The organism is Streptomyces sp. NPDC054842 (genome assembly GCF_053611025.1).
In genome coordinates this window covers 380,545-402,416 of record NZ_JBSGZN010000001.1, presented here as the reverse complement: position 1 = coordinate 402,416, position 21,872 = coordinate 380,545, and the positions used below count along the sequence as shown (strand labels likewise).

The window sequence follows — 21,872 nt, the reverse complement described above, 5'->3', positions numbered from 1 at the left end:
TTTGGCACGCTGTTGAGTTCTCAAGGAACGGACGCTTCCTTTGTACTCACCCTCTCGGGCTTTCCTCCGGGCGCTTCCCTTCGGTCTTGCGTTTCCGACTCTATCAGACCGTTTCCGGTTCCGATTTCCTCGGTGCTTTCCAGGTTTCCGCTTTCGCGTTTCCCTTTCCGGCGACTCCGACTTTATCAGAAGTTTTGGGCCGGACTTACCGGCTGCCATTTCCGAATCATCTGGAGGGGCTTCCCGGGAATCGAGTTAATCGATTGTCTCCGGAAGCAGCTAGAGACTAGCGGTTGCCACCGGACGTGTCCAGTTCTAGGCAACTGTTTGAATCTACCTCCCCGCAGGTCCCGTGTCAACAGGTCCCTTGGGGCGAAGAGGAGACTAGCAGCTCAGCGGGGCCGAACGCACATCAGGCGGCGGTCGGCACGGTGGCGCTGCGTTCGGCTTCCTCGACGTCACCCGTTTCGCCTGCTCGGGCCGCGCGTCCGCCCAGGACATAGACGTACGCGAGGAAGGCCAGTTCGGCGGCGATGCCGATGCCTATTCGGGCCCACGTCGGCAGGCCCGAGGGGGTGACGAAGCCTTCGATGGCGCCGGAGACGAACAGGACCAGGGCCAGGCCGACGGCCATGCCCAGCGCGGCCCGGCCCTCCTCGGCGAGGGCGATGCGACGGGACCGGGGGCCCGGGTCGATCAGGGTCCAGCCGAGGCGCAGGCCGGTGCCGGCCGCGACGAAGACGGCGGTCAGCTCCAGCAGACCGTGCGGAAGGATGAGCCCCATGAAGGTGTCGAAGCGTCCGGCCGACGACATCAGGCCGATGCCGACACCCAGGTTGAGCATGTTCTGGAAGAGGATCCAGATGACGGGGAGTCCCAGGAAGACGCCGAGGACCAGGCACATCGCGGCGGCCTGGGCATTGTTCGTCCAGACCTGGGCGGCGAAGGACGCCGCCGGATGGCTGGAGTAGTAGGTCTCGTACTCTCCACCGGGACGGGTGAGCTGCCGCAGCTCGTCGGGGGCGGCGATCGAGGACTGGACCTCGGGGTGCGTGGCTATCCACCACCCCAGGAGGGCCGCGACCACCGTGGAGAGCAGGGCCGTAGGGACCCACCAGTGGCGGGAACGGTAGACGGCGGCGGGGAAGCCGTGTGTCAGGAAGCGGGTGACGTCGCGCCACGAGGCACGGCGGGTTCCCGTCACGGCACTGCGCGCGCGTGCCACGAGTTGGCTCAGGCGCCCGGTCAGCTGGGGGTCCGGGGCGCTGGACCGGATCAGGGAGAGGTGGGTGGCGGTGCGTTGGTAGAGGGTGACGAGTTCGTCGGCCTCGGCGCCGTTCAGGCGGCGCCGGCGGCTCAGCAGGGCTTCGAGGCGGTCCCACTCGGCACGGTGGGTGGACACGAAGACGTCGAGGTCCATCGGTTCTGCTGCTCCTCGTCCTCTCGTACTGCGTGTCAGCTTGTCGTACTGCGGCGCGATGCGCCCTCAGCTTGGCAGACTGGCGGTTCTCGGGGCAGGTCAGGGGAAGGACGGCGCACGTGAGTGACTTGGTGACGGGCGAGGCGGTGGCGCTGGAGCTGCGCCCGGCGAAACTGCCGAGCCGCGCGCTGGCGGTACTGCTCGACCTGCTCGTGGCGATGGTCGTCTACATCCTGGTGACGATCGTGCTGGTGATCTCCACCGCGAGTCTGGACGAGGCGGCGCAGATGGCGGTGTCGATCGCGACGTTCCTGCTGGTGCTGGTGGGCGGGCCGATCGCCGTCGAGACGCTCAGCCACGGGCGCTCGCTCGGGAAGCTGGCCTGCGGACTGCGGGTGGTGCGGGACGACGGCGGGCCGATCCGGTTCCGGCACGCGCTCGTGCGGGGCGCGGTGGGTGTCGTCGAGATCCTGATGACGCTCGGGGTCGTGGCGTGCATCGCGTCGCTGGTCTCGGCGCGGGGACGGCGGATCGGCGACGTGTTCGCGGGGACGCTGGTCGTACGGGAGCGGGTGCCGAACGCGCGCGTGTCCTTCGTGCCTCCCCCGCCGCCCTGGCTGTCGGGACGCTTCTCCGGGCTCGACCTGTCGGCCGTACCGGACGGGCTGTGGCTCGCCGTGCGTCAGTACCTGACGCGGATGCAGCAGCTGGACCCGCAGGTCGGCTGGGCCATGGCGCAGCGGCTCGCCGGGGACCTCGCGGCGTGCACCGGTACCCCGGCGCCGCAGGGGGTTCCGCCGGCCGCCTATCTGGCGGCGGTGGTGCAGGAGCGGCAGGCCCGTGAGGTGCGCCGTACGTTCGGCCAGGGCGGTGCCGCGGGCGCGGGTCCCGGTTTCGGTCCCGGTGCTGCGGGGCCCTATCCGGCGATGGCCGGCCCGGCGCCGGTGCCGGGCGGTTTCGGCGCGGGCGGGCACGCGGGGGCGAGCACCGGTCCGGCGTGGCAGCCGGTCCCCACTGGTGGACAGCCGCAGTCGGGCGCCGGTCACCTGCCTCCGCCGCAGTCCCCCCTGTCCGTGGACCCGGCGCGACCGGGCTCTCCGGCGGTCGGGCAGCCGCGGGACGGGCGTCCCGGCGCGGATTCCGGGCGGCCCTCGACCAACTTCGCACCGCCGGCCTGACCTGCCCGACTCCGGTGTACGGCCCCCTGTGTGTCCGCGTCAGGCGAAGGACGACGGGGGCGTCTCCAGGTGTTCCAGCTCGATTCCGGGCGCCGCGAGGACCACGTCGCCCGCGATGTGGACGGCGTGCTGCTCGCCGGTGTCCAGGGCTGTGACCTGGTACGCGTCCACGATCAGCGGGCCGTTGTCAGTGGCGTGTGCTTCTCTCGAGATCAGGGCCCAGGACTGGTCGAGGGTGCGCGGGGCGAGGACCGGGTCGGTGAAGGCGACCAGGCGTACGCGGGTGGCTGAGGCATCGGGGGTGAGGCGCAGCAGACGTGCGGTGGCGACGAGGAACGCCGGTGAGGTGCCGGTGAAGGCGTGGGCGCGGACGTTGCCCTCGGTGGCCTCCGTGCCGGTGGGGTCGGTGCGGACCCAGGTGACGCCGTCGAGGGCGGCGCCGCGGACCTGCCAGCTCGCGGCGTGCAGTTCGAGGCGGATGGGGCGGCCCAGGTCGTCGAGGGCGAGGTCGACGGAGCCGGCGTGGTCGCCGGTGGGGGTGGTGAGCTGCGAGACGTAGCGCCAGCCGGAGGGGCCGGGCGCGCAGTGGAAGTGTTCTTCGGCGAGGGGGGTGTGGTCGTGCGGATCGTGGAGCGAATAGCGGCCGCGGGGCATGGGGGTCCTGGATCCTCCGGGATCGGTCCGGTAACGGGCAGGCCCCCGGCACCGGGGTGCGGGGGCCTGCCTGGGACCTGCTGCGGGTGGGCGTGTCAGTGACCGGGCGCGCTCACCGTCTGCTGAGGTGTGCGCTCAGTAGCGGTAGTGGTCCGACTTGAACGGGCCGTCGACCTCGACGCCGATGTACGCGGCCTGCTCGGGGCGGAGCTTGGTGAGCTTCACGCCGAGCGCGTCGAGGTGGAGACGGGCGACCTTCTCGTCGAGGTGCTTGGGCAGCACGTAGACGTCGGTCGGGTACTCGTCGGGCTTGGTGTACAGCTCGATCTGGGCCAGGGTCTGGTCCGCGAACGAGTTGGACATGACGAACGACGGGTGGCCGGTCGCGTTGCCCAGGTTCAGCAGGCGGCCCTCGGACAGCACGATGATGACCTTGCCGTCGGGGAAGGTCCAGGTGTGGACCTGCGGCTTGACCTCGTCCTTGACGATGCCGGGGATCTTCGCGAGGCCGGCCATGTCGATCTCGTTGTCGAAGTGACCGATGTTGCCCACGATCGCCTGGTGCTTCATCTTGGCCATGTCGGCGGCCATGATGATGTCCTTGTTGCCCGTGGTCGTCACGAAGATGTCGGCCTGCTCGACGACCTCGTCGAGGGTGGTGACCTGGTAGCCGTCCATCGCCGCCTGGAGGGCGCAGATGGGGTCGATCTCGGTGATGATCACGCGGGCGCCCTGTCCGCGCAGGGACTCCGCGCAGCCCTTGCCCACGTCGCCGTAGCCGCAGACCACGGCGGTCTTGCCGCCGATGAGGACGTCGGTGGCGCGGTTGATGCCGTCGATCAGGGAGTGGCGGCAGCCGTACTTGTTGTCGAACTTCGACTTGGTGACGGCGTCGTTCACGTTGATCGCCGGGAACAGCAGGGTGCCGTCGCGGTGCATCTCGTACAGGCGGTGGACACCGGTCGTGGTCTCCTCGGTCACGCCGCGGATCTCCGAGGCGAGCTGGGTCCACTTCTGCGAGCCGTCGGTGATGGTGCGGTGCAGCAGTTCGAGGACGGCGCGGTGCTCCTCGGACTCGGCGGTGTCGACCGAGGGGACCTTGCCGGCCTTCTCGTACTCGACGCCCTTGTGGACGAGGAGGGTGGCGTCACCGCCGTCGTCCAGGATCATGTTCGGGCCGCCGGTGGGGGTGTTCGGCCAGGTCAGCGCCTGCTCCGTGCACCACCAGTACTCCTCCAGGGTCTCGCCCTTCCAGGCGAAGACCGGGACGCCCCGCGGGTCCTCGGGGGTGCCGTTCGGGCCGACCGCGATGGCGGCGGCGGCGTGGTCCTGGGTGGAGAAGATGTTGCAGGAGGCCCAGCGGACCTCGGCGCCCAGGGCGACCAGGGTCTCGATGAGGACGGCGGTCTGCACCGTCATGTGCAGGGAGCCGGTGACGCGGGCGCCCGCGAGGGGCTGCGTCTCGGCGTACTCCTTGCGGATGGACATGAGGCCGGGCATCTCGTGCTCGGCCAGGGTGATCTCCTTGCGGCCGAACGCGGCCAGGGAGAGATCGGCGACCTTGAAGTCCTGTCGGCTGTCGACAGTGGTCATAAGGAGCTGCTCCTCGGGATCGGGGCGAGGTGGGTACGGCTGGTCTGCGCGGCGTCGGGCACACGCCTGCCCGAGTGGGTCACGGGCATGCCTCGGTGCGCGCAGCGCAGTCCGTCGGAGGCCCTCTCTCCCTCGGCCGGCCCTCGCGGGGCCGCCCGACCGCCATCAGCAGCGACGTCTGGCTCATCACCAAGCTACACCGGTGGGCCGGGCGACCCCCAGTCCGCCTCCGGTCGCATCCGGCCGATCTGCCGGGGGCGTGGGCCTGCCGGCCGTGTCCGCGCGGGGGGTGAGGCGGGCCCGCGAGGGGGGTGTTCGGCGGGGACCGCTAGCCTCTGCGCGCGCGGGAGTGCCGTGCGGGGAGGGGACAGAGATGCGCAAGGGGCGGGGTCTGGCGGTCGCGGCGTGGCTGCTGGGGCCGTTGGGGCTGTTGCTGTGCGTGGGGGCCGTTCTGCAGGTGCGGAGCGGATACACGGGGGCCACGCAGGCGAGCGAGAGCATGACGCCGACGTACGAGGTCGGGGACCGGCTCTTCCTGGAGCGCGTGGGCGGGGACGAGGTGCGGCGGGGCGATGTCGTCCTGTTCTCGGTGCCGGAGCGGTACGGCGAGCTGAGTGTCGTGCAGCGCGTCGTCGGGGTCGGCGGCGACCGGGTGGTGTGCTGCGAGGGCGAGGGGCCCGGGGAGCGGATCACGGTCAACGGGAAGCCGCTGGAGGAGCCGTACGTGCGAGAGGGCATAGCCGACGGGACGCACCGGCCGTACGAGGTGACGGTGCCGCCGGGGCGGCTGTTCCTGCTCGGCGACCACCGGCTGAACTCCCGGGACTCGCGCTTCTTTCCGGAGGACCACGAGGGGACGGTGCCCGTCGGCGCCGTGCGGGCGCGCGTTCTGGAGGACCGTACGCCGCTGGTCGTGACGGTCGTGGCGGCGGTGGCGGGGCTCGTCCTGGCGCTCACGGGGCTCGGTCTCGGCATCGCCGCGCTCGCCACCCGGCGGCGGCGGATGGTGCCGCCGGCGCCGCCGTGGGCCGTGCGGGTCTGAGCGGCGGGCCACGCGTACGCGAAGGGGCCCGCCTGGGATCAGGCGGGCCCCGTCCGCGTGTGCGTGGCCTGTGGTGCAGCGGCCCGGGTCAGTGCTCGGTGACCTGCGCCGGTCCGCCGGGCGATGCCTCGCGGTCCGGGCCCTTGGCGGCCTCGGTCTCGTTGTAGATGTCCGGCTCCAGGTAGATGACGCGGGCGATCGGGACCGCCTCGCGGACGCGGGCCTCGGCGGCGTTGATCGCGGAGGCCACCTGCGCCGCCGTGTCGTCGTGCCGGACCGCGATCTTGGCGGCGACCAGCAGCTCCTCGGGGCCGAGGTGGAGCGTGCGCATGTGGATGATGCCGGTGACGGTGTGGCCGTCGACGACGGACGCCTCGATCTTCTTGACGGTGTCCAGGCCGGCGGACTCGCCGAGCAGCAGGGACTTCGTCTCCACCGCCAGCACGAGGGCGATCAGGATGAGCAGGATGCCGATGCACAGGGTGCCGATGCCGTCCCAGACGCCGTCGCCGGTGGCCAGGGCCAGGCCCACGCCGCCGAGCGCGAGGATCAGGCCGACCAGCGCGCCCAGGTCCTCCAGCAGGACGACCGGCAGCTCGGGGGCCTTGGCGTGGCGGATGAACGACTTCCAGGACTCCTTGCCGCGCAGCGGGTTGGACTCCTTGATGGCGGTGCGGAAGGAGAAGCTCTCGGCGATGATCGCGAAGACCAGCACGCCGACGGGCCAGTACCAGTGCTCCAGCTCGTGCGGGTGCTTGATCTTCTCGTAGCCCTCGTAGACGGCGAACATGCCGCCGACGGAGAACAGGACGATGGAGACGAGGAAGGCGTAGATGTAGCGCTCGCGGCCGTAGCCGAACGGGTGCTGGGGGGTCGCCTCGCGCTGGGCCTTCTTGCCGCCGACCAGGAGCAGGGCCTGGTTGCCGGAGTCGGCGAGCGAGTGCACGGACTCGGCGAGCATCGAGGACGAACCGCTGAAGAGGAACGCCACGAACTTCGATGCCGCGATCGCTAGATTGGCGCCGAGTGCCGCCACGATCGCCTTGGTGCCGCCTGACGCGCTCATGTGTCCGGGGTGTCCCTTCGCCCTCTGCCAGTCACCGGGCCTTTGCCCGCCCTTTGCGATGGGCCATTGTTGCAGCCCGCCCGGACTAGTGCCCGTCAGCCCGTCGCACGAACTCGATCAGGCGACGACGGTGGCCCGGAACACCGTTCCAGGTCCGGACACTTCGGCCTTTTCGCCCGCCGGTACGAACACGGACTCGCCCGGTGAGAGCGTGATCCCGTCCGCCCGTACCGAACCGGCCGTGCACAGCAGGATCTGCGGGGTGGGCCGGGTGAGGTCGTGCGGGGCGGTGCTCTCGGGCAGTACGTACCGGGAGAGGCGGAACTCGTCGATGGGGGTCTCGTAGACCTCCTCGCCGTCCGGGGCGGCCTCCGGGCGCAGCACGCCGGGGTCGCCCGCCTCGAAGCGGACCACGCGCAGGAGTTCGGGGACGTCGACGTGCTTGGGGGTGAGGCCGCAGCGCAGGACGTTGTCCGAGTTGGCCATGATCTCGACGCCGAGTCCTTCGAGGTAGGCGTGCGGGACGCCGGCGCCGAGGTACAGGGCCTCGCCCGGCTGGAGTCGGACGTGGTTGAGGAGCATCGCCGCGATGACGCCGGGGTCGCCCGGGTAGTGGTGGGCGATGGCCGCGTAGGGGGCGTAGGAGCCGCCGAGGCGGTCGCAGGCGGCCGCGGCCTCGGTGACGGTGCGGGCCATCTCCTCGCGGTCCGCGGTGAGTACGGCCGTCAGCACCTCGCGCAGGGCGGCCTCTTGGGGGTGGGCGCGCAGCAGGTCGACGTACGGCTTGAGGGAGTCGACGTCCAGGCCGGCCAGCAGTCCGGCGGCCGCATCGGGAGTGCGGAAGCCGCACAGGCCGTCGAACTCGGTGAGCGCGCAGATGAGTTCGGGCTTGTGGTTGGCGTCCTTGTAGTTGCGGTGGCCCGCGTCGACCGGGATGCCGCGGCTCTCCTCGTCCGCGAAGCCCGCCTTGGCCTGCGCGAGGTCGGGGTGCACCTGGAGGGAGAGGGGGGCGCCGGCCGCGAGGAGCTTGAGCAGGAACGGCAGGCGGGGGCCGAACCGGGCGACGGCGGCCGGGCCGAGCTCCTTCTCGGGGTCCGCCTCGACGACCCGGTCGAGAGGCCCGCGCGGGGTGCGCGAGGGGGCGCCGGGGTGGGCGCCCATCCACATCTCCGCCTGCGGTTCGCCGGTCGGCTCGACGCCGAGCAGCCGCGGGATGGCGGTGGTCGAGCCCCAGGCGTAGGGGCGGACGGTGTTGTCGAGGCGGTCCATGCTCTGTCTTCTTCTCCGTACGTACGCAGCCCGGCGAACGCCGGCCGGGGCCTCCCCGGGCGCCGGGGAGGCATGGCTCAAGATCAGGCCCTCGAAGCGAGCGCCAGGTAAACGGCGGCGAAATCCGTGACGGCGATCAGTTCCGCGAGGGTCTCCAGTTCGCCGCCCTCCTCGGGTTCGAGTTCGCTGATGGCCGTGTCGTGGCCGAGGGCGAGTTCGCGGGCGGCGGGGGCGGCGGTGAGGCCGCCGATGGGGCGGTCCCGCAGGAGCACCACGCGTGCGTGCAGGGCCTGTTGCTCCTCGACCCGGTCGCGGAAGAAGTCGTCGGGGTCGGCCCCGGCGGCGAGTGCCCCGGCGAGCAGGACGCTGTGGGAGGCGAGTGCTTCGGGGAGTTCGGCGGTGAGGGCGGGGCGGCCCGCGAGCTCGGCGAGGGCTGCGGTGAAGCGGCGGCCGGCGGGGCCCGCCGAGACGCCTTCCGTCCAGACCACCGGGAGCGCGTCGGCCAGTTCTGCGGCGAGCGTCTTGGCGGGGTTGCCGTACGTCGCGACGGCCGGTCCGCAGCGCTCGGCGACCTGGTCGAGCCGGTCGGCGACCTTCTGCAGTGCCTCGGGGGGCGCGGAGATCAGGCCGGTGCGGTCCAGGAGGGCGAGCAGCGGGGTGAGCAGCGCCCAGAGGACTCCGGGGGCGGAGGCCGCCAGCGGCTCGGCCGGCTCGTAGGGGGCGGTGGCCATCGGGACGAACAGGCCGTGGGTGCCGTCGACCGACTCGGTCAGCGCGGAGCGGGGCGGGGCGACGGCGGCGACGGTGCAGCCGCGCCGGTAGGCCTGTTCGGCGAGGAGCGAGAGGCCGGGCTCCGAGCCGTCCGGGGTGGCGATCAGGAGCAGGTCGACGGAGCCGGCCCAGCCGGGGAGCTCCCAGCGCAGCGCGCCCGCGGCGGGCGCGACGCCCACGGGGGTGAGCCGGGTGACGGGGCAGCTCGCTCCGGCGAGGGTGCCGAGCAGTTCGGCGACCCCGGTGGCGGCCATGCCGGGCCCGGCGATCAGGACGCCCCGCGGGCGGCCCTCGGGTTTCAGGTCCGGGATGCCCGCCTCGGTGGCGTGCCGGACGGCGGTGCGCACCCGGGCCCCGGCCTCGGCGGCGCCGCGCAGCAGTTCGCGGCGGTCGGCGCGGGCGAGCGCTTCGGGGTCGTCGAGCAGCGTTTCGTCGAGCATGGGGCGACAGCTCCGATCACCGGTGTGGCACCGGTCCGTCGTTTACGCGGGGCGGCGGGCCTCGTCGACGAGGAGTACGGGGATGCCGTCCCGGACGGGGTAGGCGAGGCCGCAGTCCTGGCCGGTGCAGACCAGCTCGCTCTCCTGCTCGGTGAGCGGGGCGTGGCAGGCCGGGCAGGCGAGGATCTCCAGGAGGCCGGCTTCGAGCGGCATGGGGTGTCCTTCCGAACAGGTGGATGCGGCCTGGTCAGGGTACCGCCGCGGGCAGGGGGGCGCGGGCCTGGGAGACATCTGCCCGGCGCGGGGCGGGCCCGGCCGTCCGCCCCCGCCCACCGCGGGTCCCGCGGGACGGGTGTGCCCCCCTCGGGGGGTCTCCGGGGCCCGCGGAGCCGGTGGCTCAGGCTCTGATGATCGCCAGGACCTCGTCGCGCACCTTCGTCATCGTCGCCTCGTCGCGGGCCTCCGCGTTCAGACGCAGCAGCGGCTCGGTGTTGGAGGGGCGGACGTTGAACCACCAGTCGCCGGCGGTGACGGTGAGGCCGTCCAGCTCGTCGAGGGTGACGCCCTCGCGGCCCTCGTACGCCGTCCGGATCGCCGTGAGGCGGGCCGTCTGGTCGTCCACCGTGGAGTTGATCTCCCCGGAACCGGCGTAGCGGTCGTACTGGGCGACGAGGGCGGAGAGCGGGCCGTCCTGGCCGCCGAGCGCGGCGAGGACGTGCAGCGCGGCCAGCATGCCCGTGTCCGCGTTCCAGAAGTCGCGGAAGTAGTAGTGCGCGGAGTGCTCGCCGCCGAAGATCGCTCCGGTCCTGGCCATCTGCTCCTTGATGAAGGAGTGGCCGACGCGGGTGCGGACCGGCTCGCCGCCGTTCTCCCGCACGACCTCGGGCACCGACCAGGAGGTGATCAGGTTGTGGATGACCGTCCCGCCGGGGTGCTTGGCCAGCTCGCGGGAGGCGACGAGGGCGGTGATCGCGGACGGGGAGACGGGGTCGCCGTGCTCGTCCACGACGAAGCAGCGGTCGGCGTCTCCGTCGAAGGCGATGCCGAGGTCGGCGCCCTCCTCGCGCACCCGCTTCTGGAGGTCGACGATGTTCGCGGGGTCGAGCGGGTTGGCCTCGTGGTTCGGGAACGTGCCGTCCAGCTCGAAGTACATCGGGACGACGTCCAGGGGCAGGCCGGCGAGGACGGTGGGCACCGTGTGCCCGCCCATGCCGTTGCCCGCGTCGACGACGACCTTCAGGGGGCGGACGGAGGTCAGGTCGACCAGTCCGCGCAGGTGCGCCGCGTAGTCGTCCAGGGTGTCGCGCCGGGTGATCGTTCCCGGTGCGGCGTCGGAGACGGGCGCGCCCGAGTCGGCCCAGGACTCGACGAGTTCGCGGATGTCGCCGAGGCCGGTGTCCTGGCCGACGGGCGCCGCGCCCGCCCGGCACATCTTGATGCCGTTGTACTGCGCGGGATTGTGCGACGCGGTGAACATGGCGCCGGGCAGGCCGAAGGCGCCCGAGGCGTAGTAGAGCTGGTCGGTGGAGCACAGGCCGATCTCGGTGACGTCGACGCCGAGCGCGGCGGCACCGCGGGCGAAGGCGCGTGAGAGGCCGGGCGACGAGGGCCGCATGTCGTGGCCGGTCACGATCGCGTCCGCGCCGGTCACGCGCGCGAAGGCCGCCCCGAACAACTCGGCCAGCGGCTCGTCCCACTGGTCCGGGACCACCCCGCGGACGTCGTACGCCTTCACGAGCTGTGACAGATCAGCAGCCACGGCCAACCCTCCTGGATGCGAGCAGTGACCCCCAAACTACCCGTACGGACCGGCCGTCCCGCGTGAAGGGCCCGGCGGCGCGGGCGCACCCGCCGGCCTGCGGCTCGGGTCGGCGTGCGGCCGGAGACGGCGCGAGGAAGGCGGGCCCGTGCCGGTCGCGGCTCGGAAGTGGCCGACGGCGACGGCCTGTCGGGCAACCCCGCGCCGCTGTCGGCGAGTTGCCGGGGAGAAGGCGGACAGGCGGGACGGACGCCGGAACGGTCACGCAGGGTGACGAGTCGGCCCGGTACGGTGAGAGGCGGACGGGGACCGCGAAAGGCGGGCGGCGCGGCCTCAGTTGTCGGGCGAGCGCAGCACCCGCAGATGGCCGCGGCGCGCGACCTCCATGGGGTCCGCCGTGCGCGCACCGCCCCCGGCCTCCGCCGTCCGCTGCTGCGGGCGGGCCGCCTCGCGCACCGCGTTGGCGAGCGCTTCGAGGTCGTCGCCGCTCGGGCGGGACGGGGCCGACCCGTCGGACAGCCGCACGACCTCCCAGCCGCGGGGCGCGGTGAGGCGGGCGGAGTGCTCGGCGCACAGGTCGTAGCAGTGGGGTTCGGCGTAGGTGGCGAGCGGGCCGAGGACCGCGGTCGAGTCGGCGTAGACGTACGTCAGCGTCGCGACGGCGGGACGGCCGCAAGCGGTGCGCGAACAGCGACGTACAGGGCTCACGACGTTGGACGGTACCGCACTCTTGAGCGGGCCGCGACGACTCTCCCCCGGGTCACCCCACCGTGTCGGGTTGTGAGACCGCTCACTTCGATCTCCGAACACCCCTTCCTGACCTGGGAGTACACCGTCCGGCGGGAAACGCGTCCGACGCGGAAGCGGTCACCACCCGGTGCAAACCACGTCAATTGCCATGAGGCCGACGGTCGCGGAGAGATACGGAATCGAGCCCGATCTTGGCTGGAATGGTCATCCGGCGACAAGCCGTGTCTTCCCCGGACAGCGCGTGGAGCCCGGCACGCGGCTCCGTCGGGGACTACGCTTCGTCGGTGATGGACAACCCCGTACCGCCCCGCGCCGCCGCACCCGGGCCCCGCCGCCGCGACCGCCACGGCAGGGGCATGCGCGGCCCCGTCGCGCCCCCGCAGGTGCCGCTCGCCGCGAGCCGCGCCGAGGTGTTCGCCGACCTGGTGCAGGACTCCGTGGAGCGCCTTGAGCGGCACTGGCCGCAGCTCGCCGAGATCGACTTCATGGTCCTGGAGGTGCCGCGCCTCGACGCCGCCGGTGACAACTGGAACGACGAGGCGGTCCCCCTGGGCGGCACGATCCCGGCCCGGGAGGGCCGCCACGCGCGCGTGGTCGTCTACCGGCGTCCGGTGGAGATCCGCAGCAAGGGCCGCGACGAGCGCGCGGCCCTGGTCCACGAGGTGGTGGTGGAGCAGGTGGCGGAGATCCTCGGCCTGACCCCGGAGACGGTGGACCCCCGCTACGGCGAGGACTGACCGGTACCGCGGCTCGCGGCGCGGACCGGCCCCTTCCCGCCCTCGCCGATCACCGCTTCTGCAGCACCGACAGGTCCTGCTCGGCGTGCGGCACGGCCACCGTCCCGCGGTCGTCCGGCAGGGTCTGCACGGTGAACGCCGGCAGTCCCTCGACCGGGGACTCAAGCATCCGCGAGGCGTAGACCGAGCCCCCGGAGAGCGGCTCCACCGTCAGCGCGTACGTGCCCTTCAGACCGCTCGGGACGGGCGCGGCCACGTTCTGCGTGGTGCCGCCCTTGATCGTGAACGTCTTCGTCACCGCCTTGCCCCCCTCGCTGCCCGCCGAGGCCGTGATCCTCACCTTCGCGGAGCGGCCAGGGGCGGTCACGGCGAGCGTGCTGCCCTTGGCGCGGTTGTCGGCGACCGTCGCGCGGCTGCCGACCGGGGCGGTGGCCGGGATGAACGCCGTCTCCTGCTTGTCGCCCTTGCCGCGCACCACGCGCAGGGCCGCGACCACCGGCACCGAGGCGTCGCCCGGTGACAGCACCAGGGAGCCCGCCTCCCCGCGGGTGAGGTCACCGAGGTCGACGGCGGCGGTCATGCCGGCCTTCACGTGCAGGGTCTCGTGCCCGGCGGGGGTGATCGTGCCGGACGGCGAGGCCAGCCGGACCTTGAGGTCGGCGTCGGTGTCGCCGGGGGTGAAGGCGACCAGCCGCACCGACGTGGCGTCCTTCGGAATGCCGGGCAGGACGAGACCGGCCGCCGGGTCCGTGGCGGCGGGCAGCCAGTCGCCGCCGAGCTTGTCGTCCAGGGCCTGGATCGCGGCGGCGACCCGGCCGCTGCGGACGGTGACGTGCACGGTCAGGTCGGTCTGCGGCTTGCCGGTGAGCGTGGACAGCAGGATCGGCTCGCTGGAGTGGGGCTGGACCGCGATGCCCTCGCCCACCGTCGACTTGAGGGCGCCGTCCTTGCCGTAGAGCTCGATGTCGGCGACCGCCGCCGAGTCGTCCGGGTTGGTCAGGTGCACGTAGTCGGTGCGGTCGTCGGCGGTGGAGGCGCCCGGGAACCAGAACTCGGTGTCCGGGGCGGTGCAGTTGGCGCCGAGCAGACCGCGTCCGGTGCCCGCGGCCACCTCGGTGGTCTCCTGGACGGTCCAGCCCGGGGCGAACCTGCCCCCGGCGGTGCCGATCCGGGCGGGCGCGTCGGCCCCGGACTCCTCACCGGTGACCGGCTTGCCCGGCTCCTTCGGCGACAGGACGGGCTCGTCGTCCTGCTTCTTCTTGTCCTTGCCGCCCTTGGCGCCGTCCGCCGACTCCTGCGCCGCGGACCGCAGTTCGGCCCGTCCGCCGCTGCCGGCGCCCTTGGAGACGGGCGTGTAGGACGTGTACGCGGTCTCGGCCAGGTCGGAGGTGCTGGGCTGCGGGCAGAGCAGGCTGGTGCGCTCGACGGGCAGCCGGGCCGCCGACCGCGCGGTGTCGCCGCCCGCGGCGCCGGGCGCGGTGAGCGCGGCGAAGCCGGTGACGGCGGCGAGGGCGGTGGTCCCCGCGATCAGGGACACGGTCGTGCGCTTCACTGCTGGCTCCCGTCGGGGCGCTCACTGTCGGTGCCGTGCGGCGGCTGCGGGGGCTGTGCCGGGTCGTACGCCGGGTCGTAGCCCTGGTGGTACGTCTGCTCGTAACCCGTCGTGCCGCCGTAGGCGTACGGGTCGTACTGGCCGCCCTGGTAGGGGTCGGCCTGGTACGGCTGCTCGTACGTGCCCGCCGGGTACTGCTGCGGTGTGCCCTGGTACTGCTCGCCCCCGTACGTCCCGTAGTCGGCGCCCGCGTAGCTCGCCGCGTCCCACTCGTCGTACGGCTGCTGCTGCGGGACGGTGGCCGGGACCTCCTGCGGCGCCCGGTCCGGGGCCGCGGGGCCGTCCTCGTCGGGGTGCTCCGCGTCCGCCTCGGCCTGGGCGCGCAGCCGGCGGGCGCGGCGGCCCTCGCCGGTCACCTCCTGGGCGGGGACGGCGAGTTCCTCCTCGGGGAGGTCGTCGTCGACGTCGCGGCGGCGGCCGGGCAGGGCGAGCACCACGAGGACGACGGCGAGCGCGCCCTGCGTCCACAGCCACGCGGTGTGCCCCGCGGGCGCGTCGAAGGTGACGTCCAGCCTGCCGCCGGTGGTGGGCAGTTGGAAGCCCTGGGCCCAGCCGTCGACGGTGGTGCGGGTGAGCGGCTTGCCGTCCAGGGTGGCGGTCCAGCCCTCGTCGGCCGCGTCGGCGAGGCGCAGGACACGGCCCGACGGGCCGGCGGGCAGACTCGTGTGCACGTCGACGGGACCGGCGGCGACGGCCTGCGGTTCGCCGGACTCGGGCACCACGGCGACGCGCGACACCTGGCGGTCCACGCGCCACAGCGCGCCGCCGTCCCGCTGACTGAGCCGGCTCAGGCCGGGCGTCGCGTCCAGGACACGGCTGACCTCGCGGGGGGCGCCCTTGCGGACGAGGACGTAGCGCACGGCGAAGCCGCCGAGCTGGTCCGCCTGGTCGGCACCGGAGCCGGCCACCAGGTTGGCGACGACCTTGCCGAGCCGCGCGTTCTCGCCGCCCGCGGCGGCCAGCTCGGCGTCGCCGAGACGGGCACCCGAGCCGCGCACCAGCGTGTAGCCCACGCGCGCGGCGGTGTCGCTGTCGAGGACGAGGGTGCGGGCCTGGTCGCGGGTGCCGCTCTCCTCGGCGACGAATGCCGGCACCTGCACCGGGTCGCGCCGCTCCAGGGGGCCGTCGGCGCCGCGGATCATCCAGCCGGCGCCGACGAGCAGGGGTCCCGCGGCGGCGGTGAACGCGATGAGCGCGGCCACCGGCTGGCGCCAGCCGAAGCTCTGCTCGGCCACGCGCGCGCGTGCCCCGTCGGCGCCGACCACGGCGGCGCCGAGGAGGGCGATGCCGTAGACGAGGGTGGCGGGTCCGGCCCAGGCCGAGCCGTTCGACAGCGCGGCGAAGACGAGGGAGACCAGGGCGACGGCCCAGGCGGTGCGCGCGGCCCGCTGCCGCTCGGAGCGCATGAGGGCGGCCAGGGCGGCCAGCACGACGCCGATGAGGATCGGCCCGCCGACGGTGCCGGGGCCGCCCGGGCCGGCGCCGAGCAGGTCGAGCGCGGAGGCCGCGCTCTCGCCGTACTCCAGGCCCGCCTCCGTGAAGAAGCCGAACGGGAGCAGCGTGAGCGACCAGGGGGCGAGAACCAGCAGCGGCGTACCGAGCTGGGCCAGGAAGCGGAGACCGTAGGCGGTGATCTCCCGGCGGCGCACCGCGAGGAGGGCGAGGCCGAGGACCAGCGCGATGGGCCACACGATCGGCGTGAACGCGGTGGTGAGGGTGAGCAGCAGCGCGTACGCCCAGGTCGCGCGCCAGCTGCCGCGCGCGCCGGAGCCGTGGGCGAGGCCACTGGCGGCGATGCCCGCGCGCGCCATGAGCGGCAGCAGCATCGCCAGGACCGCGGTGCCGAGGCGGCCGCCGGCGAGCGCGCCGGTGGCGGCGGGCAGGAAGGCGTAGGCGACGGAGGCCCAGGCGCGCAGCAGCCGCGACTCGACGAGGGGCCGCGAGGCGAAGTACGCGGCGAAGCCGGTAAGCGGCACGGAGCAGACGAGGAGCACGGTGACCGCGAGACCGGTGGAACCGAACAGCACGCTCGCGAGCACGGCGACGACGGCGAGATAGGGCGGCGCGGACTGCGTGCCGCCGGTGCCCACCGGATGCCAGCCGTCCAGATAGCGCGACCAGAGCCCGGAGGAGTCGGCCGGCGCGGGCAGCAGCGCGCCGCCCGCCAGCGCGCCCCCGCCGAACAGTTCGCGGCAGGCGATGAGCGAGACGAACAGCAGGACGACGAAGAGCATCGGGCCGGGCCTGCGCGCGGCCCGCTTCAGCCGGGCGAACTGTTCGACCTCAAGGAAGTCGGCGTCGTCGCCGCCGGGTCCGGACTCGACCGCGCCGCCGTGCCGTCCGGCGCCGGTGGTGACCTCGGGGTCGGAGCGGCCGACGAGGCTGCCCGCCGCCTGTTCGACGGTGGCCCGGACGGTGGCGCCGGGCGGCGGGAACAGCGCCCGCAGCTCGTCCTTGTCGATCTGCGGGGTGCCGCGTCTGCGGCGGCCCGCGATGATCCGCTCCGGGCGCAGCAGGGTGCCCAGGAGGCCGCGGATCTCGTCGACGGCCTGTCCGGGGACCTTGCCGACCAGGTACGCGACCGTGCGCACCAGGGTGCCGAGGACCAGCCGGAAGAGGATCCAGGGCAGCTGCGCGGTGCGGGCGTTGACGAGGAGGGTGTAGGCGGCGCCGGCCTTGTCGACCTTGTGCGGGGAGGCGGAGGTGCGGCCCACGCAGTCGACGGTGCGGCGCTCGCGGGAGGCGGCCTCGGCGTGGCGGACGACCGCCTCGGGGGCGACGAGGACGCGGTGCCCCGCGGCCTGGGCGCGCCAGCACAGGTCGACGTCGTCCCGCATGAGGGGCAGCCGGCGGTCGAAGCCGCCGAGCTCCTCGAAGACGTCACGCCGGATCAGCATGCCGGCGGTGGACACGGACAGGACGGGCCGTACGTGGTCGTGCTGGCCCTGGTCCTGCTCCCGGCGGTCCAGGCCGGTCCAGCGGCGGCCGGAGTGGGCGATGGTGACGCCGACCTCCAGGAGCTGCCGCCGGTCGTACCAGCCGCGGAGCTTGGGGCCGACGACGGCCACGTCCTTGCCGAGCTCCAGTTCGTTCTCCACGACCCGCAGGAGGTGGGCGAGGGCGTCCGGCTCGGGGGCGCTGTCGTCGTGCAGCAGCCAGAGCCACTGCAGGGGTTCGCCGTGGGGCAGTTCGGGCAGGTCGTACGTGTCGTCGCGCCAGGTGCGGGTGACGGGGTCCCAGCCGCTGGGGCGCTTCAGGTAGGGCAGGTCGTCCGGGGTGAGCACGCCGGCGGTCCGGGAGACCTCCTCGACGGCCTGGCCGAAGCCGGTGCGCCGGGCGAGGTGCAGGACCCGGTCGGCGCCGAGCGCGTCGGTGAGGAGCTGGGCGGAGTCGTCCGCGCTGCCGGTGTCGGCCGCCACCGCGTTCTGCACGGGGCGCTCCTGGCCGAGCAGCCCGGCGAGGGCCTCGGGCAGCCAGCGGGCGCCGTCGTGGGAGACGAGCACCGCGGTCACCACGTGACGCGGGAACTCGGGCGGGCGGGCCGGGTCGAACGGCGCGGCGGCAGTGTCGTAGTGGCCTGCCGTATGACTGTGCACGGACATCGAGGTACGGGCCCCGGTTCGGTGGACTGCGGTGGACGCCTGTGTCCGGCGGGGACAGCGGGACGTCTCGGACGAGGGCCCACACTAACGGCTGAGCAGCACAGCGGCCCGCCGCCTGTGGACAACCCACGTGCGACGGGCCGGACGTTACGTATCCGTACGGGAGACTCGGTGTCTTTCGGTCAGACAGCGGCCTTCTTCAGCCGCCGTCGCTCCCGTTCGGACAGGCCGCCCCAGATGCCGAATCTCTCGTCGTTGGCCAGCGCGTACTCGAGGCATTCGGAGCGGACCTCGCAGGCGAGGCAGACCTTCTTGGCCTCTCGGGTGGAGCCGCCCTTCTCGGGAAAGAAGGACTCGGGGTCGGTCTGGGCGCACAGCGCGCGCTCCTGCCAGCCGAGTTCCTCGTCCGCGTCGTCGACCAGCAGTTGCTCCACCAGCTCGGTCATGTGCGCCCCTCGTCCGTCTTCGCGTCCCCGTGATGCTGCCGTTACCGATTTCGGCTGAACGACACGAGTGAAATTACAAGTGTGCCGATCCGGGCCAGTCAAGCCGAGATCTGCTATTGGGCCCCTTATTCACTCTGCGGAACCAAGGCTATGCGGAAAGTGTTCAAATCGGCATAAACCCTGACACCGAGCGGGACCCGTACCGGACCTCCACCCCTACGAAGGAGAGGACGTCCAGGAGTTCGATCTCGTTCCGACACGAACACCGAAGCGAACATGATCACAGTTGGATCACGGGATCGCGGCGAGGTTTGTGCTCCCGGTTGTGCGCCATGTGTCCGGAGAGTCGGGTGAACAAACCTTTCGCCTTTCGGTTGGACCGGATGAGGTGAAACATCTCCCACATGGCGGACACGAAGTTGACAGTCGAGGTGTGAGCCGATGTCCTAGTGGGCATGCTCGCGAACTTGGCAACCACCTCGACCCGGACCGCCGGGTCGCTCGGTGCTGCCCGCGCTCGCTGTAGCTGTTGCTGTCCCGGCTGTTGAGCCCACCGCGCTCCGGCCGCCTCGCCTCATCGAGGTGACTGTCCGCCCCCACCCGGGCACCCCCGCCGTCCGCGATCCGGACGGAAACCGTCTGCGACACCCCAGCACTCTCCCGCCGAGGAACCACCGCACCCATGAACAGTGACAGCGACCTCCAGATCGCCGGCGACATCCTCGAAGTCCCGCACCTGCTCCAGCCGCCGCGCGAGCACCCCGTCACCGTGGCCGAGTTCGCCGGACTCGCCCGGGCCATCGCCGGCGACCGCTCCCAGTGGGAGCACCTCGTCCGCTACGACGCGACCACCCGCTGGTACCACCGGCTGCGCACCGGCCCCGGGTACGAGGTGTGGCTCCTGTCCTGGGTACCGGGCCAGGGCAGCGGACTGCACGACCACGGCCGCTCCTCCGGCGTACTCACGGTCCTGGAGGGCGCCCTCACCGAGCGCACCGAGCGCGGCACGCGCGCGTTGGGCGCGGGCGCGCAGCGGGTCTTCGCTCCCGGCTACGTCCACGAGGTGGTCAACGACACGCTGGAGCCGGCCATAAGCCTGCACATCTACCACCCGGGGCTCACCGAGATGCCGATGCACGGCGTCCAGTGCTCGGGAGGGGCCGCGCACGACGCGGAGGATGTCGTGACCGCCTGACGGATTGTCGGCCCCGCCTGCCAGACTGAACCCCATGCGCATTGTGGTTCTGGCAGGCGGCATCGGTGGTGCCCGTTTCCTGCGCGGTCTGAAGCGGGCCGCGCCGGACGCGGACATCACGGTCATCGGCAACACCGGGGACGACATCCACCTCTTCGGGCTGAAGGTGTGCCCGGACCTCGACACGGTGATGTACACGCTCGGCGGCGGCATCAACGAGGAGCAGGGCTGGGGGCGTGCCGACGAGACCTTCCACCTCAAGGAGGAGCTCGCCGCGTACGGGGTCGGCCCCGAGTGGTTCGGGCTCGGCGACCGCGACTTCGCGACGCACATCGTGCGGACCCAGATGATGGGCGCGGGCTACTCGCTCAGCGCCGTCACCGAGGCGCTGTGCGACCGCTGGCAGCCGGGCGTGCGCCTGATCCCCATGTCCGACGACCGCGTGGAGACCCACGTCGCCGTCGAGGTCGACGGCGAGCGCAAGGCCATCCACTTCCAGGAGTACTGGGTGCGGCTGCGGGCCTCCGTGGAGGCGCAGGCCGTGGTGCCGGTCGGCGCGGAGCAGGCGAAGCCCGCGCCCGGGGTGCTGGAGGCCATCGCCGAGTCCGACGTGGTGCTCTTCCCGCCGTCCAACCCCGTCGTGTCCATCGGCACGATCCTCGCCGTGCCCGGCATCCGGGAGGCGATCGCCGACGCGGGCGTCCCCGTGGTCGGCCTCTCCCCCATCGTCGGGGACGCGCCCGTGCGGGGCATGGCCGACAAGGTGCTCGCCGCGGTGGGCGTCGAGTCGACGGCCGCGGCGGTCGCCGAGCACTACGGGTCGGGCCTCCTCGACGGCTGGCTCGTCGACACGGTGGACGCCTCAGCCGTGGAGCGGGTGGAGACGGCGGGCATCCGCTGCCGGGCCGTACCGCTGCTGATGTCCGACCTGGAGGCCACCGAGCGGATGGCCCGTGAGGCGCTGACCCTGGCGGAGGAGGTGCGGGGCGCTTGAGCGGCCTGTCCACGGGCGGGACCGCGGACGGCGCGGCCCCCGGTTACCGGGTGTGGGCCGTGCCCGGGCTCCCGGAGATCCAGCGGGGCGACGACCTCGCCAAGCTCATCGCGGCGGCCGAGCCCGCGCTGGCCGACGGTGACGTACTCCTCGTCACCTCGAAGATCGTGTCCAAGGCCGAGGGCCGGACCGTCGAGGCGTCCGACCGCGAGGCGGCCATCGACGCCGAGACCGTCCGCGTCGTGGCCCGTCGCGGCGCCCTGCGCATCGTCGAGAACCGGCAGGGGCTCGTGATGGCCGCCGCCGGGGTCGACGCCTCGAACACACCGGCCGGCACCGTGCTGCTGCTGCCCGAGGACGCCGACGCCTCCGCGCGCGCCCTGCGCGACGGACTGCGGGACGCCCTCGGGGTGGACGTGGGTGTGGTCGTCACCGACACCTTCGGGCGGCCGTGGCGCACCGGGCTCACCGACGTCGCCATCGGGGCCGCCGGCGTCCGGGTGCTGGACGACCTGCGCGGGGGCACGGACGCGTACGGCAACCCGCTGAGCGCGACCGTCGTCGCCACCGCCGACGAGCTCGCCGCGGCGGGCGACCTGGTCAAGGGCAAGGCCGCCGGACTGCCCGTCGCCGTGGTGCGCGGGCTGGCGCACGTGGTGGCGGAGGACGACGGCGCGGGGACCCGGTCCCTGGTGCGCGGCGCGCGCGACGACATGTTCCGGCTCGGCACCTCGGAGGCCGTACGGGAGGCCGTGACCCAGCGGCGGACCGTGCGGGCCTTCACCGACGAGCCCGTCGACCCCGGTGCCGTCCGGCGCGCGGTGGCCGCCGCGGTGACCGCGCCGGCGCCGCACCACACGACCCCCTGGCGGTTCGTGCTGCTGGAGTCCGAGGAAGCCCGCACGCGCCTGCTGGACGCCATGCGGGACGCGTGGATCGCGGACCTGCGCCGGGACGGCAAGTCGGAGGAGTCCGTCGCCAGGCGGGTGCGGCGCGGCGACGTGCTGCGCCGGGCCCCGTACCTGGTCGTGCCGTGCCTGGTCATGGACGGCTCCCACACGTACGGCGATCCCCGGCGGGACGGTGCCGAGCGCGAGATGTTCGTCGTCGCCGCCGGCGCGGGCGTGCAGAACTTCCTGGTCGCGCTGGCCGGTGAGCGGCTGGGCTCCGCGTGGGTGTCCTCGACCATGTTCTGCCGCGAGGTCGTCCGGGAGGTGCTGGAGCTGCCCGAGAGCTGGGACCCGATGGGCGCCGTGGCCGTCGGACACCCGGCCGAGGAGCCGAAGCCGCGCCCCGCGCGGGACGCCGCCGCGTTCGTCGAGGTCCGCTGAGCCGGGCGCGGCA

18 protein-coding genes are annotated in these 21,872 nt (G+C 73.1%); 6 read left to right on the top strand and 12 right to left on the bottom strand.

Translation table 11 applies throughout. The annotated features are described in order from the left end of the window. Positions 1 to 412 precede the first annotated feature (412 nt). Complete coding sequence (locus tag ACWGIS_RS01720; protein ID WP_453360404.1) at positions 413 to 1,420, bottom strand: stage II sporulation protein M; 1,008 nt, start codon at positions 1,418 to 1,420, stop codon at positions 413 to 415. A 119-nt stretch (positions 1,421 to 1,539) separates the two neighbouring features. On the opposite strand from ACWGIS_RS01720, the gene ACWGIS_RS01715 reads away from it, so the two are divergent. Next, on the top strand, positions 1,540 to 2,598 hold the full coding sequence (locus ACWGIS_RS01715) for an RDD family protein (RefSeq protein ID WP_453360403.1): 1,059 nt from the start codon (positions 1,540 to 1,542) through the stop codon (positions 2,596 to 2,598). A 39-nt stretch (positions 2,599 to 2,637) separates the two neighbouring features. Here the strand turns inward: ACWGIS_RS01715 and ACWGIS_RS01710 are convergent, their stop codons facing one another. Together ACWGIS_RS01710 and ahcY are read right to left on the bottom strand one after the other, a co-directional pair. Next, on the bottom strand, positions 2,638 to 3,252 hold the full coding sequence (locus ACWGIS_RS01710) for a hypothetical protein (RefSeq protein ID WP_453360402.1): 615 nt from the start codon (positions 3,250 to 3,252) through the stop codon (positions 2,638 to 2,640). A gap of 135 nt (positions 3,253 to 3,387) precedes the next feature. Beyond that, the gene (gene ahcY / locus ACWGIS_RS01705; protein WP_453360401.1) at positions 3,388 to 4,845 is read right to left on the bottom strand and encodes an adenosylhomocysteinase; all 1,458 of its coding nucleotides are present in this window, start codon (positions 4,843 to 4,845) and stop codon (positions 3,388 to 3,390) included. Positions 4,846 to 5,218: 373 nt separating this feature from the next. On the opposite strand from ahcY, the gene lepB reads away from it, so the two are divergent. Continuing rightward, positions 5,219 to 5,887: a signal peptidase I gene (gene lepB, locus ACWGIS_RS01700; RefSeq protein ID WP_453360400.1), complete on the top strand. Its 669-nt coding sequence runs from the start codon at positions 5,219 to 5,221 to the stop codon at positions 5,885 to 5,887. An 88-nt stretch (positions 5,888 to 5,975) separates the two neighbouring features. On the opposite strand, the gene ACWGIS_RS01695 is transcribed toward lepB, so the two are convergent. The 6 genes from ACWGIS_RS01695 to ACWGIS_RS01670 form a co-directional block, all read right to left on the bottom strand. After that, entirely contained in the window at positions 5,976 to 6,953 is a 978-nt protein-coding gene (locus ACWGIS_RS01695; RefSeq protein ID WP_453360399.1) for a cation diffusion facilitator family transporter, read from the bottom strand. 117 nt (positions 6,954 to 7,070) lie between these two features. Beyond that, positions 7,071 to 8,222 (bottom strand): mannose-6-phosphate isomerase, class I, encoded by a 1,152-nt coding sequence (gene manA / locus ACWGIS_RS01690; RefSeq protein WP_453360398.1) that lies wholly within the window; start codon positions 8,220 to 8,222, stop codon positions 7,071 to 7,073. 83 nt (positions 8,223 to 8,305) lie between these two features. Next, on the bottom strand, positions 8,306 to 9,433 hold the full coding sequence (locus ACWGIS_RS01685; RefSeq protein WP_453360397.1) for an SIS domain-containing protein: 1,128 nt from the start codon (positions 9,431 to 9,433) through the stop codon (positions 8,306 to 8,308). Positions 9,434 to 9,475: 42 nt separating this feature from the next. Continuing rightward, positions 9,476 to 9,646 (bottom strand): Trm112 family protein, encoded by a 171-nt coding sequence (locus ACWGIS_RS01680; RefSeq protein ID WP_121402559.1) that lies wholly within the window; start codon positions 9,644 to 9,646, stop codon positions 9,476 to 9,478. Between the two features lie 184 nt (positions 9,647 to 9,830). After that, a complete protein-coding gene (locus ACWGIS_RS01675; protein WP_453360396.1) occupies positions 9,831 to 11,192 on the bottom strand; it encodes a phosphomannomutase/phosphoglucomutase in 1,362 nt (453 codons plus the stop codon). Between the two features lie 333 nt (positions 11,193 to 11,525). Continuing rightward, the gene (locus ACWGIS_RS01670) at positions 11,526 to 11,900 is read right to left on the bottom strand and encodes a DUF3499 domain-containing protein (RefSeq protein WP_356173093.1); all 375 of its coding nucleotides are present in this window, start codon (positions 11,898 to 11,900) and stop codon (positions 11,526 to 11,528) included. 329 nt (positions 11,901 to 12,229) lie between these two features. On the opposite strand from ACWGIS_RS01670, the gene ACWGIS_RS01665 reads away from it, so the two are divergent. Next, positions 12,230 to 12,679 (top strand): metallopeptidase family protein, encoded by a 450-nt coding sequence (locus tag ACWGIS_RS01665; RefSeq protein ID WP_453360425.1) that lies wholly within the window; start codon positions 12,230 to 12,232, stop codon positions 12,677 to 12,679. A gap of 49 nt (positions 12,680 to 12,728) precedes the next feature. Here ACWGIS_RS01665 and ACWGIS_RS01660 read toward each other — a convergent pair whose 3' ends face one another. The 3 genes from ACWGIS_RS01660 to ACWGIS_RS01650 all read right to left on the bottom strand — a co-directional run bounded on the left by ACWGIS_RS01660 (position 12,729) and on the right by ACWGIS_RS01650 (position 18,339). Then, positions 12,729 to 14,231, bottom strand: a complete 1,503-nt coding sequence (locus ACWGIS_RS01660) for a DUF5719 family protein (RefSeq protein WP_453360395.1) — start codon at positions 14,229 to 14,231, stop codon at positions 12,729 to 12,731. Beyond that, complete coding sequence (locus ACWGIS_RS01655; RefSeq protein WP_453360394.1) at positions 14,228 to 17,893, bottom strand: glycosyltransferase; 3,666 nt, start codon at positions 17,891 to 17,893, stop codon at positions 14,228 to 14,230. Before ACWGIS_RS01655 ends, ACWGIS_RS01660 begins: the two co-directional genes overlap by 4 nt. A 182-nt stretch (positions 17,894 to 18,075) precedes the next feature. Beyond that, positions 18,076 to 18,339 carry a WhiB family transcriptional regulator gene (locus ACWGIS_RS01650; RefSeq protein ID WP_030377564.1) on the bottom strand — a complete coding sequence of 88 codons (264 nt, stop codon included), beginning with the start codon at positions 18,337 to 18,339 and terminating at the stop codon, positions 18,076 to 18,078. A 682-nt stretch (positions 18,340 to 19,021) separates the two neighbouring features. Here ACWGIS_RS01650 and ACWGIS_RS01645 point away from each other — a divergent pair. Genes ACWGIS_RS01645 through ACWGIS_RS01635 form a run of 3 tightly spaced genes read left to right on the top strand, consistent with a single transcriptional unit; the run spans position 19,022 to position 21,859 of the window. Next, the gene (locus tag ACWGIS_RS01645) at positions 19,022 to 19,534 is read left to right on the top strand and encodes a cysteine dioxygenase (protein WP_453360393.1); all 513 of its coding nucleotides are present in this window, start codon (positions 19,022 to 19,024) and stop codon (positions 19,532 to 19,534) included. Positions 19,535 to 19,568: 34 nt separating this feature from the next. Next, a complete protein-coding gene (gene cofD, locus ACWGIS_RS01640; protein ID WP_453360392.1) occupies positions 19,569 to 20,528 on the top strand; it encodes a 2-phospho-L-lactate transferase in 960 nt (319 codons plus the stop codon). Positions 20,529 to 20,533: 5 nt separating this feature from the next. Then, on the top strand, positions 20,534 to 21,859 hold the full coding sequence (locus ACWGIS_RS01635; protein WP_453360424.1) for a coenzyme F420-0:L-glutamate ligase: 1,326 nt from the start codon (positions 20,534 to 20,536) through the stop codon (positions 21,857 to 21,859). Positions 21,860 to 21,872: the final 13 nt, after the last annotated feature.